This window comes from Saccharopolyspora sp. ID03-671 (genome assembly GCF_045278815.1).
GTDB classification, from domain to species: Bacteria; Actinomycetota; Actinomycetes; order Mycobacteriales; family Pseudonocardiaceae; genus Saccharopolyspora; species Saccharopolyspora ipomoeae.
The window spans coordinates 1,520,514-1,535,577 of record NZ_CP134054.1; the positions used below are offsets into that span (position 1 = coordinate 1,520,514).

The 15,064-nt window shown below is 72.2% G+C and carries 13 protein-coding genes; 6 read left to right on the plus strand and 7 right to left on the minus strand.

Translation table 11 applies throughout. The features are described 5' to 3' along the window. The first annotated feature begins 2 nt into the window (after nt 1-2). Nucleotides 3-1,055, plus strand: a complete 1,053-nt coding sequence (locus REH65_RS07145; RefSeq protein WP_406693109.1) for an NAD(P)H-dependent flavin oxidoreductase — start codon at nt 3-5, stop codon at nt 1,053-1,055. A gap of 53 nt (nt 1,056-1,108) precedes the next feature. Here REH65_RS07145 and REH65_RS07150 read toward each other — a convergent pair whose 3' ends face one another. From REH65_RS07150 to REH65_RS07160, 3 genes are read right to left on the minus strand one after another with little or no spacing between them, the layout of a single operon-like run. Beyond that, nucleotides 1,109-1,735: a TetR/AcrR family transcriptional regulator gene (locus tag REH65_RS07150; RefSeq protein WP_281456064.1), complete on the minus strand. Its 627-nt coding sequence runs from the start codon at nt 1,733-1,735 to the stop codon at nt 1,109-1,111. A gap of 44 nt (nt 1,736-1,779) precedes the next feature. After that, nucleotides 1,780-2,553, minus strand: coding sequence for an SDR family oxidoreductase (locus REH65_RS07155; protein WP_406691790.1), 774 nt, complete (start codon nt 2,551-2,553; stop codon nt 1,780-1,782). Further along, entirely contained in the window at nt 2,550-3,740 is a 1,191-nt protein-coding gene (locus REH65_RS07160) for an acyl-CoA dehydrogenase family protein (protein ID WP_406691791.1), read from the minus strand. Before REH65_RS07160 ends, REH65_RS07155 begins: the two co-directional genes overlap by 4 nt. Nucleotides 3,741-3,845: 105 nt before the next feature. On the opposite strand from REH65_RS07160, the gene REH65_RS07165 reads away from it, so the two are divergent. From REH65_RS07165 to REH65_RS07180, 4 genes are all read left to right on the plus strand, one after another. Continuing rightward, nucleotides 3,846-4,700 carry an enoyl-CoA hydratase gene (locus REH65_RS07165; RefSeq protein ID WP_406691792.1) on the plus strand — a complete coding sequence of 285 codons (855 nt, stop codon included), beginning with the start codon at nt 3,846-3,848 and terminating at the stop codon, nt 4,698-4,700. A gap of 3 nt (nt 4,701-4,703) precedes the next feature. After that, nucleotides 4,704-5,819 (plus strand): acyl-CoA dehydrogenase family protein, encoded by a 1,116-nt coding sequence (locus tag REH65_RS07170; RefSeq protein ID WP_406691793.1) that lies wholly within the window; start codon nt 4,704-4,706, stop codon nt 5,817-5,819. Beyond that, the gene (locus tag REH65_RS07175; protein ID WP_406691794.1) at nt 5,816-6,790 is read left to right on the plus strand and encodes an acyl-CoA dehydrogenase family protein; all 975 of its coding nucleotides are present in this window, start codon (nt 5,816-5,818) and stop codon (nt 6,788-6,790) included. Before REH65_RS07170 ends, REH65_RS07175 begins: the two co-directional genes overlap by 4 nt. A gap of 111 nt (nt 6,791-6,901) precedes the next feature. Beyond that, the gene (locus REH65_RS07180; protein WP_406691795.1) at nt 6,902-7,966 is read left to right on the plus strand and encodes an acyl-CoA dehydrogenase family protein; all 1,065 of its coding nucleotides are present in this window, start codon (nt 6,902-6,904) and stop codon (nt 7,964-7,966) included. 47 nt (nt 7,967-8,013) lie between these two features. Here the strand turns inward: REH65_RS07180 and REH65_RS07185 are convergent, their stop codons facing one another. The 3 genes from REH65_RS07185 to REH65_RS07195 all read right to left on the minus strand — a co-directional run bounded on the left by REH65_RS07185 (nt 8,014) and on the right by REH65_RS07195 (nt 10,239). Further along, complete coding sequence (locus tag REH65_RS07185) at nt 8,014-8,442, minus strand: MaoC family dehydratase (protein ID WP_281456071.1); 429 nt, start codon at nt 8,440-8,442, stop codon at nt 8,014-8,016. Then, on the minus strand, nt 8,442-8,903 hold the full coding sequence (locus REH65_RS07190) for a MaoC family dehydratase N-terminal domain-containing protein (RefSeq protein ID WP_281456072.1): 462 nt from the start codon (nt 8,901-8,903) through the stop codon (nt 8,442-8,444). The genes REH65_RS07185 and REH65_RS07190 overlap by 1 nt, the downstream gene beginning before the upstream one ends. Before the next feature lie 175 nt (nt 8,904-9,078). Continuing rightward, complete coding sequence (locus REH65_RS07195) at nt 9,079-10,239, minus strand: acetyl-CoA C-acetyltransferase (RefSeq protein WP_406691796.1); 1,161 nt, start codon at nt 10,237-10,239, stop codon at nt 9,079-9,081. Between the two features lie 224 nt (nt 10,240-10,463). Between REH65_RS07195 and REH65_RS07200 the strand changes: the two genes are divergently transcribed. After that, nucleotides 10,464-10,778 (plus strand): hypothetical protein, encoded by a 315-nt coding sequence (locus REH65_RS07200; RefSeq protein WP_406691797.1) that lies wholly within the window; start codon nt 10,464-10,466, stop codon nt 10,776-10,778. A gap of 46 nt (nt 10,779-10,824) precedes the next feature. On the opposite strand, the gene REH65_RS07205 is transcribed toward REH65_RS07200, so the two are convergent. Next, nucleotides 10,825-14,877: a tetratricopeptide repeat protein gene (locus REH65_RS07205; protein WP_406691798.1), complete on the minus strand. Its 4,053-nt coding sequence runs from the start codon at nt 14,875-14,877 to the stop codon at nt 10,825-10,827. Nucleotides 14,878-15,064 lie beyond the last annotated feature (187 nt).

The window sequence follows — 15,064 nt, forward strand, 5'->3', positions numbered from 1 at the left end:
GGCTGCGCACACCGCTGTGCGAGCTGACCGGCGTGCGCCATCCGATCGTGCAGACGGGCATGGGCTGGGTCGCCGGCCCCAGCCTGGTCTCGGCGACGGCGAACGCCGGCGGGCTCGGCGTGCTGGCCTCGGCGACGATGACGCTGCCGCAGCTCACCGACGCGGTCCGAGAGGTCAAGGAGCGCACCGGCGAACCGTTCGGGGTGAACCTGCGGGCGGACGCGGGAGACGCCGAGGAGCGCTGCGACCTGCTCATCCGCGAGGGCGTGAAGGTGGCCTCGTTCGCGCTGGCCCCCTCGCAACGGCTCATCGGCAAGCTCAAGGACGCCGGGGTCGTGGTGATCCCGTCGATCGGCGCCCGGCGGCACGCCGAGAAGGTCGCGGGCTGGGGTGCCGACGCGGTGCTGGTGCAGGGCGGCGAGGGCGGCGGGCACACCGGTTCGGTGGCCACGACGCTGCTGATCCCGCAGGTGGTGGACGCGGTGGACATCCCGGTGATCGCCGCGGGCGGGTTCTTCGACGGCCGCGGTCTGGCCGCCGCGCTGTGCTACGGCGCGGCGGGCGTGGCGATGGGAACGCGCTTCCTGCTCACCACCGACAGCCGGGTTCCCGACGAGGTCAAGCGCTCCTACCTGCGGGCGCAGGTGGGCGACACGGTCGTGACGTCCAAGGTGGACGGACTGCCGCACCGGATGCTGCGCACGGACCTCACCGCCTCCGCCGAGTCCCAGGCCCTGCTGCGACGTCTCCCCCAGGCCCTGCGCCAGGCGGTCGCGTTCAAGGCCTTCACCGGCATGACCTGGCGGCAGCTCATCTCCGACGGGCTGGCGATGCGCAAGGCGCAGAAGCTCCCCCTCAACCGGGTCCTGCTCGCGGCCAACACCCCGATGCTGATCAAGTCGGCGCTGGTGGACGGCCACCCCGAGGCGGGCGTGCTCCCGGCGGGCCAGGTCGTCGGCATGATCGACGAGCTCCCCAGCTGCGAGAAGCTCATCGACTCGCTCGTCACCGAGGCGGCCGAGGCCCTGCGCCGGACCGGCTCGCTGAGCGGCTGACCGGTTCGAGCCCGGCGGGACCGGGCTCGAACCCCCTGCCCAGCGGGCGACCGTCAGCGGGTGACGATGCCGTCGCAGAGGATGGTGATGTACTGGTCCGCGATGGACTTGATGCTGAGCTTCCCGCCCGGGTTGAACCAGTGGACCGTGGTCCAGACGGTGTCGCGGATGAAGCGGTAGGTCAGCTTCGGGTTGAGGTCCTCGCGGAACACGCCCTGCTTCTGCCCGTCCTGCAGGACGCGCAGCCAGGTCTTCTCGAACTCGTCGGCCACGCCCGGCAGGTAGTCGAAGCGCTCGAACTGGGCCAGGTAGTTGGCCTCGTTCTGGAAGATCGCGATCGCGGCCGGGTGCTTGCGCAGCGCCGAGTAGGACCGCTTGATCAGCTCGGTCAGCGCCGTGCGCGGGTCCGGCGCCTCGGCGATGATCTTGGCGTTGGCCTGCCGCTGGTCGTCGAGGAACTCGCGCAGGATCTCGTCCACCATCGCCTCCTTGGAGTCGAAGTGGTGGTAGAGGCTCCCCGAGAGGATGCCGGCGGCGTCGGCGATGTCGCGGACCGTGGTGGCCAGGAAGCCACGGGTCGCGAACAGCTCACCGGCGATGGCGAGCAGTTCGGCGCGACGTTCGGAGCCGTTCTCCCGCGCCGGGCGGTTGCGTGCGGACAAGCGCTTGGTCGAGACCACGGGGCCATCCTCTCAAAGCCCCTCCGGCGGTGCTCACCGGAGGTTCACGGGTGCTGGTTGGAGACCGAGATGACCTCGCCGGTGAGGTAGGTCGAGTAGTCCGAGGCCAGGAAGACGATCACGTTGGCGATCTCCCACGGCTCGGCGGAGCGGCCGAACGCCTCGCGCTCGGTGAGGGTGGCCAGCAGGTCATCGGAGGTGACCTTGGCCAGGTTCTCGTGCATCACCAGGCTCGGTGCCACGGCGTTGATCCGGACCCCCAGCTCGGCGGCGTCCATCGCCGCGCACCTGGTCAGCGCCATGACCCCGGCCTTGGCGGCCGCGTAGTGCGACTGCCCGGCCTGGGCCCGCCAGCCGACCACGGAGGCGTTGTTGACCACGACTCCGGGGGTGCCCTGCTCGCGGAAGAGCCGGGTCGCGGCCCGGGTGCAGCGGAAGGTGCCGCCCAGGGTGACGTCGACGACCTTGTCCCACTGCTCGTCGGTCATCTCCAGGATCGAGGCGGTGCCGCCCAGCCCCGCGTTGTTGACCACCACGTCGACCTGGCCGAACGTGCTGGTCGCGGTGTCGAACATGCGCTGCACCTGGGCCTCGTCGGTGACGTCGCAGGCCACCGAGGCGACCTCGGCACCGGGGATCTCGGCGAGCTCGGCCTCGGTCTCGGCGAGCCGGCGCTCGTGCCGGTCGCTGATGAGCACCTGGGCGCCCTCCTCCAGCATCCGCCGCGCGACCGCGGAACCGATGCCGGTTCCGGCGGCGGCGGTGACCAGGGCGGTCTTGCCGTTGAGCAGCCCGTGCGCGGGCGGGGCCTGGGTCATCGGGTGGCCTCCTGGGGTCGGGGTTCGCGCGGCAGGCCGAGCACCCGCTCGGCGATGATGTTGCGCTGGATCTCGTTGGAGCCGCCGTAGATCGTGTCGGCGCGGGTGAACAGGAACAGCCGCTGCCCCCCGTCGAGGTCGTAGGGCGGGCCCTGGGCGACGAGCCCGCCGGGCCCGGACACCGCCATCGCCAGCTCCCCGAGCTCGCGGTGCAGGTTCGACCACAGCAGCTTGACCACCGAGGACTCCGGGCCGGGCGGCCCGTCGGCGCCGAGCAGCCGGAAGACGGTGCAGCGCAACGCCTCCAGGTCGGTCCAGGCTCGGGTGATGCGGTCGCGCAGCAGCGGGTCGTCGAGGGCCCCGGTGGCGCGGGCCCGCTCGGTGATCTCGGCGAGCTCGCGGCGGAAGACGACCTGCTGGTCGACGGTGCCGATGCCGCGCTCGAAGCCGAGCGTGCCCATCGCGACCTTCCAGCCCTGACCGACCTCGCCGACGACGTTCCCGGCGGCGGTGCGGGCGTCGTCGAAGAACACCTCGTTGAACTCCGAGGTGCCGGTGAGCTGCATGATCGGCCGCACCCGGATGCCGGGCTGGTCCATCGGCACCAGGAAGTAGGACAGCCCCTGGTGGCGGCTCCGCTCGGGGTCGGTGCGGGCCAGCACGAAGCACCAGTCGGCGACGTGGGCCATCGAGGTCCACACCTTCTGCCCGTTGAGCACCCACTCGTCGCCCTCCAGGCGCGCGGTGGTGGCCACGTTGGCCAGGTCCGACCCGGCTCCGGGTTCGGAGTAGCCCTGGCACCACAGCTCGCGGGCACTGACGATCTCGGGCAGGAACCGCTTCTGCTGCTCGGGGCTGCCGAAGGCCATCAGGGTCGGGCCGAGCAGTTCCTCGCCAATGTGACCGACGCGCACGGGCGCTTCGGCCCGGGCGTACTCCTCGTGGAAGATGACCTGCCGGCCGACGCCGACTCCGCGCCCGCCGAACTCCTCCGGCCACCCCAGGCAGGTCCAGCCGTGCTCGGCCAGCAGCCGGTCCCAGGCCAGCCGCACGTCGAATCCCTCGTGCTCGCGACCGGGCCCGCCGAGCCCCCTGGCATCGGCGAACTCGCCGGTCAGGTGCTCGGACAGCCACTGCCGGACTTCGCGGCGGAAGGCCGCTTCCTCGGCGCTGTCGGTGAGGTCCACAACCGCCTCCTCGGCGTCGTTCCCGCCTCGGCACTCTACCAAGCACTTGCTTGTTCGGCTAACCTCGACCGTGCCGCAATCGCAAGGCCGAGCTAGGAGCGCCCGATGGCAGCAGACAAAGCGGTCGTCCACTACGAGGTCCGCGACCAGGTCGCCGTGGTGACGATGAACCGGCCCGACTACCGCAACGCGCAGAACTCGGTGATGACCTACGCGCTCGACGACGCGTTCTACCGCGCCTGCGAAGACGACCGGGTCAAGGTCATCGTGCTCGCGGGCGAGGGCAAGCACTTCTCCGCCGGGCACGACATCGGCTCCCCCGAGCGCGACATCGACGTCAGCTACCCGCGCCGCGCCGGCCTGTGGTGGGACCACACGACGCACTCCGGCGGCGAGTCCCGCTTCGCCCGCGAGCAGGAGGTCTACCTGGGCATGTGCCGCCGCTGGCGGGAGATGCCCAAGCCCGCGATCGCCTCGGTGCAGGGTGCCTGCGTCGCAGGCGGGCTGATGCTGGCGTGGGTGTGCGACCTGATCGTGGCCAGCGAGGACGCGTTCTTCGCCGACCCCGTGGTGAAGATGGGCATCCCCGGCGTGGAGTACTTCGCGCACCCGTGGGTGCTCGGCCCCCGCATCGCCAAGGAGTTCCTGTTCACCGGCAAGCGGATGAGCGCGCAGCGGGCCTACGAGATCGGCATGGTCAACGACGTGGTGCCGCGCGAGGACCTCACCGACGCCACCATGGGGCTGGCGAGCTCCGTCGCCGAGATGCCCACCTTCGGGCTGTCGCTGACCAAGAAGGCCATCAACCAGGCAGAGGACCTGATGGGCATGCAGAGCGGCATGGACTCGGTGTTCGGACTGCACCACTTCGCCCACGCGCACAACGCCGAGGTCGGCAAGGACTCCCTGGCCGGCATGGACGCGCGCAGCATGAAGAAGTCCAACGAGGAGCGTGGCTGAGCCGTGGACCTGGAGCTCTCCGAGGACGACCTGGCCTTCCGCGACGAGGTGCGGGCGTGGCTGCGCGAGCACGTGCCCGCCGAGCCGCTGCCCTCGCTGGAGACCGCCGAGGGGTTCGCCGCCCACCGCGAGTGGGAGAAGCTGCTGCACTCGGCGGAGTTGTCGGTGGTGTCGTGGCCGCGCGAGTTCGGCGGCCGCGGGGCGTCGCTGCTGCAGTGGGTGCTCTTCGAGGAGGAGTACTACGCGGCCGGAGCGCCCGGCCGGGTCAGCCAGAACGGCATCTTCCTGCTGGCGCCCACGCTGTTCGAGCACGGCACCGACGAGCAGAAGCGCCGCTACCTGCCGAGGATGGCCGCCGCCGAGGACATCTGGGCGCAGGCCTGGTCCGAACCCGAGGCCGGCAGCGACCTGGCAGGCATCCGCTCGACCGCGCGGCGCGTCGACGGCGGCTGGCTGCTCAGCGGCAACAAGACCTGGAGCTCGCGCGCGGCGTTCGCCGACATCGCCTTCGGCCTGTTCCGCAGCAACCTCGACGCACCCCGCCACAAGGGGCTGACGTACTTCCTGTTCCCGCTGGACGCGCCCGGGGTGACGGTGCGGCCGATCCAGCGCATCGACGGCAAACCGGCCTTCGCCGAGCTGTTCCTCGACGAGGTCTTCGTGCCCGACGCCGACGTGCTCGGCGGGGTCGGCGACGGCTGGCGGGTGGCGATGAGCACCGCCAGCAACGAGCGCGGGCTGACGCTGCGCAGCCCCGGGCGGTTCCTGGCCACCGCGCAGCGGCTCACCGAGGTCCCCGGCGCGCTCGACGACGACCGGGTGGTGGACGCGTGGATCTCCGCGCAGGCCTACCGGCTGGCGACGTTCGAAACCGTGACCAAGGTCCTCGACGGCGCCGGGCTGGGCGCGGAGGCGAGCCTGAACAAGGTCTTCTGGTCCGAACTGGACACCGCGATGCACGAAACCGCTTGGGATCTGCTGGGCCCGGAGGCCGAGTCGAGCTCGTGGGTGGAGGGCTACCTGTTCTCGCTGGCCGGGCCGATCTACGCCGGGACCAACGAGATCCAGCGCAACATCGCCGCCGAGCGGGTGCTCGGCCTGCCGAGGGGGTCGCGATGAGGTTCGTGCTCGAACCCGAACAGCAGGACATGGCCGACACCCTGCGCTCGGTGTTCGCCACCGCCGACGTGCCGGACGTCGCCCGCGCGTGGGCCGGTGGCGACGCCGAGGGCTGGCGGAAGCTGTGGCAGAGCCTCGGCGACCTCGGGGTCACCGGCGTGACGCTGCCCGAGGAGCGCGGCGGGCTCGGGCTCGGCCCGGTCGAGCTGACCGTCTGCCTGCAGGAATGCGGGTACGCGGGACTCCCGGGACCGTTGATCGAGTCGCTGGCGCTGCTGCCCGCGCTGGTGCCGGACCTGACCGCCGACACGGCGGTGCGCACGGCGGTGGTCGCGCCGCACCTGCCGTGCGCGCTGGACGCCGACCTGGCCGACGAGGTCTACGCGTGCGATCCCGGTTCGACGCGGCTGCTGACCGGGATCTCGTTGCGGCGCAGGGAATCGTTCGATCCGGCCCGGCGGCTGTTCGAGGTCGACGCCACCGGCGGGCGGGACGTGCCCGGCGCGGACTTCGAGCGCGCCTTCGACCTGGCGGTCCTGGGCTGCGCGGCCTACCTGCTCGGGCTCGGGCACCGGATGCTCGACCTGGCCACCGAGCACGTCAAGCAGCGGCAGCAGTTCGGCAGGCCGGTCGGCGAGTTCCAGGCGGTCAAGCACCACCTCGCCAACGCCCTGCTCAAGCTGGAGTTCGCCCGCCCCCTCATCCGGGGCGCGGCCCTCTCAGCGGGAGGCCCGCACGGGGGCAGGGACGCCTCCGCGGCCAAGCTCGCCGCCGCCGACGCGGCCCACCTCACGGCCCGCGCCGCCCTGCAGGTCCACGGCGCCATCGGCTACACGGCCGAACACGACCTGCACCGCTACCTCACCAAGACCACGGCCCTCCGCCAGTCCTGGGGCACCCCCACCTGGCACCACCGCCGAGTGGCGAAGTCCCTGGCCACCGACCCGAAAACACCCATAGGCACCACCTGAACGGGTGTCCCCCTGTCGAAAACCCCGGTTTTCACGCGACGAATGCTGCGGTTTTCGACACGACGAATGCTGCGGTTTTCGACCGGAGCGGTACTGAAGTGGGAGGTTGTTGTGCGGTTTGCTTTCAGCGAGGAGCAGGAGGAGCTGCGGGAGGTCGTGCGGCTGCTCCTGGATCGGCGGGGTGGACCTGCGGTGGGTGAGCCCGAGGAGGTCGCCGAGGGGTTCGATCGGGAGGTGTGGTCTCAGCTGGCCGAGCAGGTGGGGGCGCATTCCCTGGGGATTCCCGAGGAGTTCGGGGGCGGTGGGTTCAGCCTGCTGGAGACGTTGATCGTGGTGGAGGAGCTGGGGCGTCGGCTGTCCGACATCCCGTTCTTGAGCAGTGCCGTGCTCGCCGCCGAGGCCCTGCTGGCCACCGGGAACACCGAGGCGTGCGGCCGACTGCTGCCCGGGATCGCGAGCGGGGAGACGATCGCGGCGCTGGCCTGGGCCGAGCCCGACGACGGTTGGCGCACGAGCGGTTTCAGCACCACGGCGACCGGCGAGCGGCTCACCGGGCGCAAGGTGCACGTGCTCGACGGGGCGCAGGCCGACGTGCTGCTCGTGCTGGCGACCCGCGACGGCGAGCCGGCGCTGTTCGAGACCGACGCGGCCGCCGCGGTCGCCACCACTCCCCTGGACCTGACCCGCCGGATGGCCGAGGTCCACCTCGACGACGCGCCCGCGCGACCGGTCGGAACGCTGCCGGTGCAGCGGCTGGTCGACGTCGCGACGGCGGCCGTGGCGGCGGAGTCGGTGGGCGCGGCGCAGCGCTGGCTGCACGAGACGGTCGAGTACACCAAGATGCGCACCCAGTTCGGCCGCCCGATCGGCTCGTTCCAGGCGCTCAAGCACCGGCTGGCCGACTGCTACGTCGCCGTGGAATCGGCCCGCTCCCTGTCCTACGCCGCTTCCTGGGCGGTCTCGACCCGCGACGAGCGTGCGGGCGAGCTGGCGGCGATGGCGAAATCGGCCTGCACCGAGGCCTACTACGCGATCGCCGCCGAAGGCGTGCAGCTGCACGGCGGCATCGGGATCACCTGGGAGCACGAGGCGCACCTGCACCTCAAGCGCGCCCACTCCGCGACCCAGCTGTTCGGGACCCCGAGCGCCCACCGCGCGACCCTGCTCAGCGCGTGAGAAGCGGCTGCTCCGCCGGGGAGGCGGAGCAGCCGCTCATCAGATCCCTAGGCCAGCCGGACCACGGCCCTGGCCTTGGCCAGGACCTCCACCCCGCCGGAGGTGGCCGAGAGCTCCACCACGGCGCGGTTGTCGTCGAGCTTCTCGGTCACCGTTCCCGAGACCTCGACCTCGACTCCGGTGTCGTCGTCGGGCACGACGACGGGCTTGGCGAACCGCACGCCGTACTCCTCGACCGCGCCCGGGTCACCGACCCAGTCGGTGACCAGCCGGGCCGCCTCGGCCATCGTGAGCATGCCGTGCGCGATCACGTCCGGCAGCCCCGCGGACTTGGCGATCCGCTCGTTCCAGTGGATGGTGTTGAAATCGCCCGAGGCACCGCAGTAGCGCACCAGCGTCAGCCGCTGGACGGGATAGCGCTGCGCCGGGATCTCGGTACCGACCTCGACCTGGTCGAACGCCACGTTCGCGGCCATCACTGCCCTCCCTCTGCGGTTCCGCGCGAGATGATCGTGTTGACCGCGGTCCCGACCAGGTCGCCGTCGACGTCGACGATCTCGGTCTCGATGCGCACCAGCTCGTTGCTGCCGGCGTCGCGGATCTCCACGATCCGCCCCCGGGTGCTGAGCACGTCCCCGGCGCGGATCGGCCTGCGGTAGCTGAACTTCTGCTCGCCGTGCACGACCATCCGGTAGTTCAACCCGAAGTCCGGCCGCAGGATCGGGTTCTTCTCCGACGCCGCGCCGGTGGCCACGATCCCGAAGGTCGGCGGCGCGATCACGTCCGGATGCCCGAGCGCACGAGCCGCCGCCGGGTCGCGGTAGGCCGGGTTGGGATCACCGATCGCGTCGGCGAACTCGCGGATCTTGCCCCGGCTGACCTCGTAGGCCTCGTCGGAGGTGAACTCGAACCCGATGTAGTCCCTGTTGATCGCCAACCTTCCTCCTTCCACCACCTGCGCAGCTCGCACCGCCGGGGGTTCTGAGCGGCATCGTGGCGAGCACGCCGAGACGCCGCGTATTTGACCATGCTTGAGGAGTGGCGCGGAGTCCGCGGAGCCGCTCAGGTTCCCCCGCCCGCACCGCCGAGCAGAAGGACCGTGCGAAGAGATCTCACAGCCGCTCGATGATGGTGACGTTGGCGGTTCCGCCGCCCTCGCACATGGTTTGGAGGCCGTAGCGGCCGCCCGTGCGTTCGAGCTCGTGGAGCATGGTGGTCATCAGCTTCGCGCCGGTGGCGCCCAGCGGGTGGCCCAGGGCGATGGCGCCGCCGTTGGGGTTGACCCGGGCCGGATCGATGTCGATCTCCTTCTGCCACGCCAGCACGACGCTGGCGAAGGCCTCGTTGATCTCCACCACGTCGATGTCCGAGCCCTTCAGGCCGGTCTTGTCCAGCGCGTGCTTGGTGGCCGGGATCGGTGCGGTCAGCATCTTCACCGGGTCGTCGCCGCGCACGCTCATGTGGTGCACGCGGGCGCGCGGGCGCAGCCCGTGCGAGCGGACCGCCTGCTCGGAGGCCACCAGCAGCGCCGCCGACCCGTCGGAGATCTGGCTGGCCACGCCCGCGGTGAGGCGTCCGCCGTCGCTGAGCGTCTTGAGCCCGGCGAGCTTGTCCTTGTCGGTGTCGCGGCGCGGCCCCTCGTCGTGCTCGACTCCGGCCAGCGGTGCGGTCTCGCGGTCGAAGTGCCCGCCGTCGATGGCGGCGATCGCGCGCAGGTGGCTGGTCAGCGCGAACTCCTCCATCTGCTCGCGGGAGAGCTCCCACTGCTCGGCGATGAGCTCGGCGCCGCGGAACTGGGTGACGACCTCGTCGCCGTAGCGCTTGGCCCAGCCCTCCGATCCGCAGTCCGGACCGTAGGCGCGGGGGAATCCGAGCTGATCGGAACCGCGCAGGGAGCTGCCGATCGGGATCGCCGACATGTTCTGCACGCCACCGGCGATCACCAGGTCGTTGACGCCGGACATCACCGCCTGCGAGGCGAAGTGCACCGCCTGCTGCGAGGACCCGCACTGGCGGTCCACGGTGACGCCGGGAACGTGCTCGGGATAGCCGGCCGCGAGCCAGCCGGTGCGGCCGATGTTGCCGGCCTGCGCGCCGACGGTGTCGACGCAGCCCCAGACCACGTCGTCGACCGCCGCCGGGTCGATCCCGGTGCGGTCCACCAGGTTCTGCAGCACGTGCGCGGACAGGTCCGCCGGGTGGATCGCGCTGAGTCCGCCGCCGCGCTTGCCGACCGGTGTGCGCACCGCGTCGATGATGTAAGCCTCCGCCATGAGGAGTCCCTTCCGTCGCCACCAGTGGCCGGGTCGAGAGTAGTCCCGGAGCACCGCGGAAAACAAGCAAGCGTTTGGTTGCACCGAGCCGAAACGCGTTCGCAGGGCGAACGCTTCATGTACTCACTTTCCGTGATCGACTGGTTGCTCTCCGCTGTGTTAGGGTCTGCGGATTGCACGTGCACGTGCGGATGAGCTGCGACGAAAGAATCTGGGGGAGACAGATGCTCTCGTCAGAAGAGGCGAGCGAACCCGATCCGAGCATGTGGCTGCGGCAGCTGGTGCTGCGCGGTTTCCAGCTCATGCCACCGGTGCGGGACGGCTCCGGCGAGCTCGAGGCGCTGATCTACGTGCGCCCGCACGGCGACGTCCTCGACATCGTCGAAGTCCTGGCCGAGGACCACGTCCGCGCCGCCCGCGTTCCCCGCCGAGGCGAGATCCGCACCGACGACAGCGCAGCGTACTGGCGCATCACCGGTGATGTCATCGACGTCGTCGACCAGGTCCTGGCCCTGCCGGAACCCCTCATCCGCGTCTGAACCTCGTCCGGGCCTGAACCTCGTCCGGTCTGAACCGCTTCCGGGATCAGCGCGCTTCCCTGCTGCCCACGGGCGTTTCGTCCGCGCGGAGCTCGTTGAGCCGGTAGTTCGCCTGCGCGGCCAGGTGCTCGTCGGCGCCCAGGACGCGCTCGTAGGCCTGCCGAGCCCCGGCCAGATCACCGCGCCGGTGCAGCGCTTCGCCCAGGGCCAGCACCGCTTCCGGCGTCGGGTCCGGCGCACCGATCTCCACCGCGCAGCGCAGGTAGACCAGCGCCGCCTCCGCGTCGTCGGCGGCCAGCAGGGCCGAACCCGTCTCCTGCGCCCACTCGGCGACGTGCTCCTCCGGCACCACCTCGGTCATCCGGCGCAGCGTGTCGGCGGCCTCCAGGTGGTCGCCGTGGGCGCGCTGCTCGTCGAGGACGACGCGCACGTTGTTCATCGCGTCCTCCCCCAACTCGGCCTCGGGCACGTGCCCGGCGGCCTTGACGAACGCGTGCACCGCGCCCGGCAGATCCCCGGCCTCGTAGCGGATCAGGCCGATGCCGAACTCGCCGCGCGCCGCGACCTCCGGGTCCTCGCAGGCGCTGACCCGCTCGAAGTGCCGCATCGCGGTCTCGGCGTCGCCGTCCTCCAGCAGCAGCTCGCCCAGCCTGCTGCGGGCGGAGTCGGAGTGCCCCGGCACGCCCAGCTCGATCGCGCGCTCCAGCCAGCGGGCCTTATCGCCGCGCTCGTCGGCCCGGTCGGCCAGCAGCAGGTGCGCCGGCACCGCGGTACCCGGGTCCTCGGACTCGGCTGCGCGCAGCAGCATCTCGGCCGACTCCGGGGCGGTCTCGCCGACCGCGCGGATCCGGCGCTGCAGGGCCATGCCGAAGATCTCGGGCGACTCGGCGGCCTCCTCGGTCTCGTCCCAGGCCTGCTTGGCGGCGGCGGCCTCGCCGACCCGGTGCTGCAGGTGCCCCAGCAGCACACCGGCTTCCACCGCCGCCGTCCCGGCGCCCTCGGCCTTGGCGTGGCGGGCGACCGCGATCGCGCCGTTGAGGTCGTGCACCCGGATCAGCAGCTGGGCCATGAGCACCCCGGCCCGCGCTATGGCGGCGGGTTCGCCGGTGCGGATCGCGCGCCGGTACCAGCTCAGCGCGATGGCGTTCTCGCCGCGCTTCTCGGCGAGCTTGCCCAGCGCTATGTGCGCCTTCGGCAGCGCGGCGGGATGGCCGTGGTCGGCGACCAGGCGGAAGAACGCGGCGGCGTCGGCACCACCGGACGCCTGCGCGCGGCGGCCGAAGTCCAGGGCCAGCTCGGAGCAGGCGCGCGCGTCCTCGCCGTCGGACTCGGCCAGCAGGCGCGCGGCCGCGGCCAGGTCGGTCCGAGCGGCGCACCAGAAGTCGGCGAGCAGCTCGGAACCGTGGTGCTCGGCGATCGCGGCCCGGGCCGCCTCGACGTCGCCCTCGCGCAGCATCCGGTCCGCGCGCTCGTCGGCGTCCTCGTCCTGCCGCACGGTCGCTTCCGGCTCCTGATCAGGGGTTTCCGATTGCTGCGCAGGGGTTTCCGGGGTGGTGGCGCGCAGCTCGGCGAGGATCGCCGCGGCCCGCTCGGAACTGCCGACTCCGGCGGCGGCGACCTCGGCCAGCAGCTCGGCCGCGCGCTCGGGACTCCCCCGGCGCCGCAGCAGCTCGGCCGCGCTCACCTTCGCCACGGCGGCCTCCTCCGCATCGGCGCCGTCGGCGGCCTGCCGCCAGGCCCGCAGCGCGCCGTCGGCGTCGCCGTTCTCCTCGCGCAGCGCTCCGAGGAGCAGCAGGCCCTGCTGGCGCAGCTCGGCGTGCCCGAACTCGGAGATCAGCCGCAGCGCCCAGTCGGCGAAGTCCGGGACCCCGCGCCGCAGGTAGCGGTGGGCGAGGGTGAGGCACAGCTGGGTCGCGGTGAAGTGCGGTTCGTCCTCGTCGGCCAGCAGCAGGAAGCTGGACCGCGCCGGTTCGAGCTCCTGCCGCAGCGCGCGCATCGCGAACACCGCGACCGGTGCGGCCGTCGACGACGACCCGGCCGCGCGGGTGAACAGCTCCAGCGCCTGGTCCAGGCGATCGTGGTCCACGTGCTGCTCGCCGAGCAGGAACGCCGCGCGCGGCCCGAACTCGGGGTGTCCGCTGGCGGCGGTGCGCTGGTAGAGGTCGGTCAGCGCCTCGGTGCGCTCCAGCGTGCGGTAGATCAGCGAGAGCTTGCCGAACACCTCGCCGAGGATCGCGGGATGCCGCGTGGCCAAAGCGGTTTCGAACGCGGCGATCGTGCCGTCTGGCTCGCCGTGCTCCATGAGCAGCTCGCCGAGCCGACACGCGGTCCACGGGCGCAGCACCGGGTGCCCCGCGTCGACGACGCGCTGCAGCAGCCCGCGCGCCCGCTCGTGCTCACCGCGCCCCAGCAGCTCCTCGGCGAGCGCGGTGCGCGCGGCGGTCGCGGCCAGCGCGTTCGGCGACTCGGCGAGTCGCGCGAGACCGTCGGCGGGAGACCGACCGCCGCGCACGACGCGCGCGGCCTCGGCGAGTTCCCGCACGGCGGGCTCTGCCCCGGCCAGCATCGAGTCCACTTCGGACTCGTCATCGCGCTCCACGCGCAGCAGCACCGGCAGCACGCCGCGGGAATCAGGTTCGTCCAGCAGCGCCTCGATGAAAGCGGCGCCGCGGGCCTCGGTTCCGCCCTCGGCGGCGACTCCGCGCAGCAGCTGCCGGGCGCGGGCGGGGTCGCCCAGCGCGGCCTCGGCCAGGCCCAGCGAGATCCGGGCGCGCGGGGCGTTGTCGGGGTCGTGCTCGACGAGGTCCTGGTAGGCCTCGCGCGCGGCCGCGATGTCGCCGGAGGCAGCGGCCTGCTGCGCGCGGCGCTCCAGCTCGGCGGCGTCGACCGGCTCGGGTTCGCTCGGCTCGATCGGCAGAACCGCAAGGCGCGCGGTGTCCTCCACACCGGGCTCGGCCGGCCCGCCGAAGTCCATCGTGGACAGTGCCAGTTCCGCCTCGTGCGCGACGTTGGTGTCCTCGGAGCGCGCTGCCACCCGGAACGACTCCACCGCCGCGTCGGGCTCGCCGCGCTCGTAGCGCAGCACGCCGACGTGGTAGGCGGCGCGCGGCGCCTTGTCCGGGTGGCCGGAGTCCACGACCAGGCCGAAGGTCTCGATGGCGGCATCGGTCTCGCCGGAGTCGCGCTGGATCTCGGCGAGCACGCCCAGCGCCTCCAGGCTCAACCTGGGGTGGCGGCTGTCGATGACGCGCTGCAGCGCCTGGCGGGCCTGCGGGATCCGGCCCATCCGGCGCAGCTGCAGGCTCAGCTGGATCAGCGCGTGCAGCCGCACGCTGGGGCGCGGGTCCTGCGCGGCGCGCTCGTAGGCGCGCGCGGCCCCGGCCGGGTCGTCGAGGGCCACCATCACGCCGCCGAGCAGCACGTGCCCCCACGCGAGGTGCTCGGGGTGGCCGAGCTCGATGATCTGCTCGGCGAGGCGGCGGGTGACGTCGGTGTCGTCGACGTGCAGCGCGTAGAGCTTGCCCGCGCCCAGCGAGCCGTAGTGCGGGTGCCCGCTGTCGAGCAGCTTGCGCAGCAGCGGCTCGGCGTCGTGGTCACGCCCCTGCTCCAGCATCGCCAGCGCGCGCTGGTAGGCGATCTGCAGGAACTCGGTGCCCTCGGAGCGCTCGGGCGGGAGGGTCAGCTGCTGAGCGGCCTCGACGACGGCCGGGTCGCCGCAGGCCAGCGCGCGGGTGCGGGCCTCGCGGGCGCCGCCGGTGTCGCCGAGCTGCTGGAGCACCTGGGCCAGCAGCACGTCGGCGCGGCCGGCTTCGTCGGGTTCGGCGCCTTCGGTGGCGAAGCGCAGCAGGACCTGGGCGGTGGGCAGTTCCCCGGTGTTGAGCAGCAGGTGCCCGAGGGCGAGGGCGGCGGCTTGGGCGTGCTCGGGATGTCCGGAATCGATCACCCGCTGGTAGACGTCGCGGGCGGCGGAGAGGTCGTCGTTCTCGGTGAGGATCGCGCCGAGCATGAGCCCGGCCTGGGCGGCGGCTTCGTAGTCGCCTTCGTCCAGCACGGTGCGTAACGCCTGCGCCGCGGCGTCGTGATCACTGTCGAGCAGCAACTGCCTCGCTCGAGTGACCTCTTGCTCCCACCGTGACATTCCGCTGCGCCCTCCGATCGGGTGATCGCCGATCACGAGAATATCGCCCTCGGCGCGTCCGGGAACCGCCCGCAGCCACCTTTCGCCCGCACGCGCGAAGGAGCGGGCCGCCCATGCGATGGACGACCCGCTCCTCGGGGGATTCAGC

What these genes read in the sequence shown, in the direction of transcription:
- REH65_RS07165 (WP_406691792.1), top strand. Translation starts at nt 3,846, where the DNA reads ATGGCAGCAGACAAAGCGGTCGTCCACTACGAGGTCCGCGACCAGGTC.
- REH65_RS07155 (WP_406691790.1), bottom strand. Translation starts at nt 2,553, where the DNA reads ATGACCCAGGCCCCGCCCGCGCACGGGCTGCTCAACGGCAAGACCGCC.
- REH65_RS07195 (WP_406691796.1), bottom strand. Translation starts at nt 10,239, where the DNA reads ATGGCGGAGGCTTACATCATCGACGCGGTGCGCACACCGGTCGGCAAG.
- REH65_RS07185 (WP_281456071.1), bottom strand. Translation starts at nt 8,442, where the DNA reads ATGGCCGCGAACGTGGCGTTCGACCAGGTCGAGGTCGGTACCGAGATC.
- REH65_RS07175 (WP_406691794.1), top strand. Translation starts at nt 5,816, where the DNA reads ATGAGGTTCGTGCTCGAACCCGAACAGCAGGACATGGCCGACACCCTG.
- REH65_RS07200 (WP_406691797.1), top strand. Translation starts at nt 10,464, where the DNA reads ATGCTCTCGTCAGAAGAGGCGAGCGAACCCGATCCGAGCATGTGGCTG.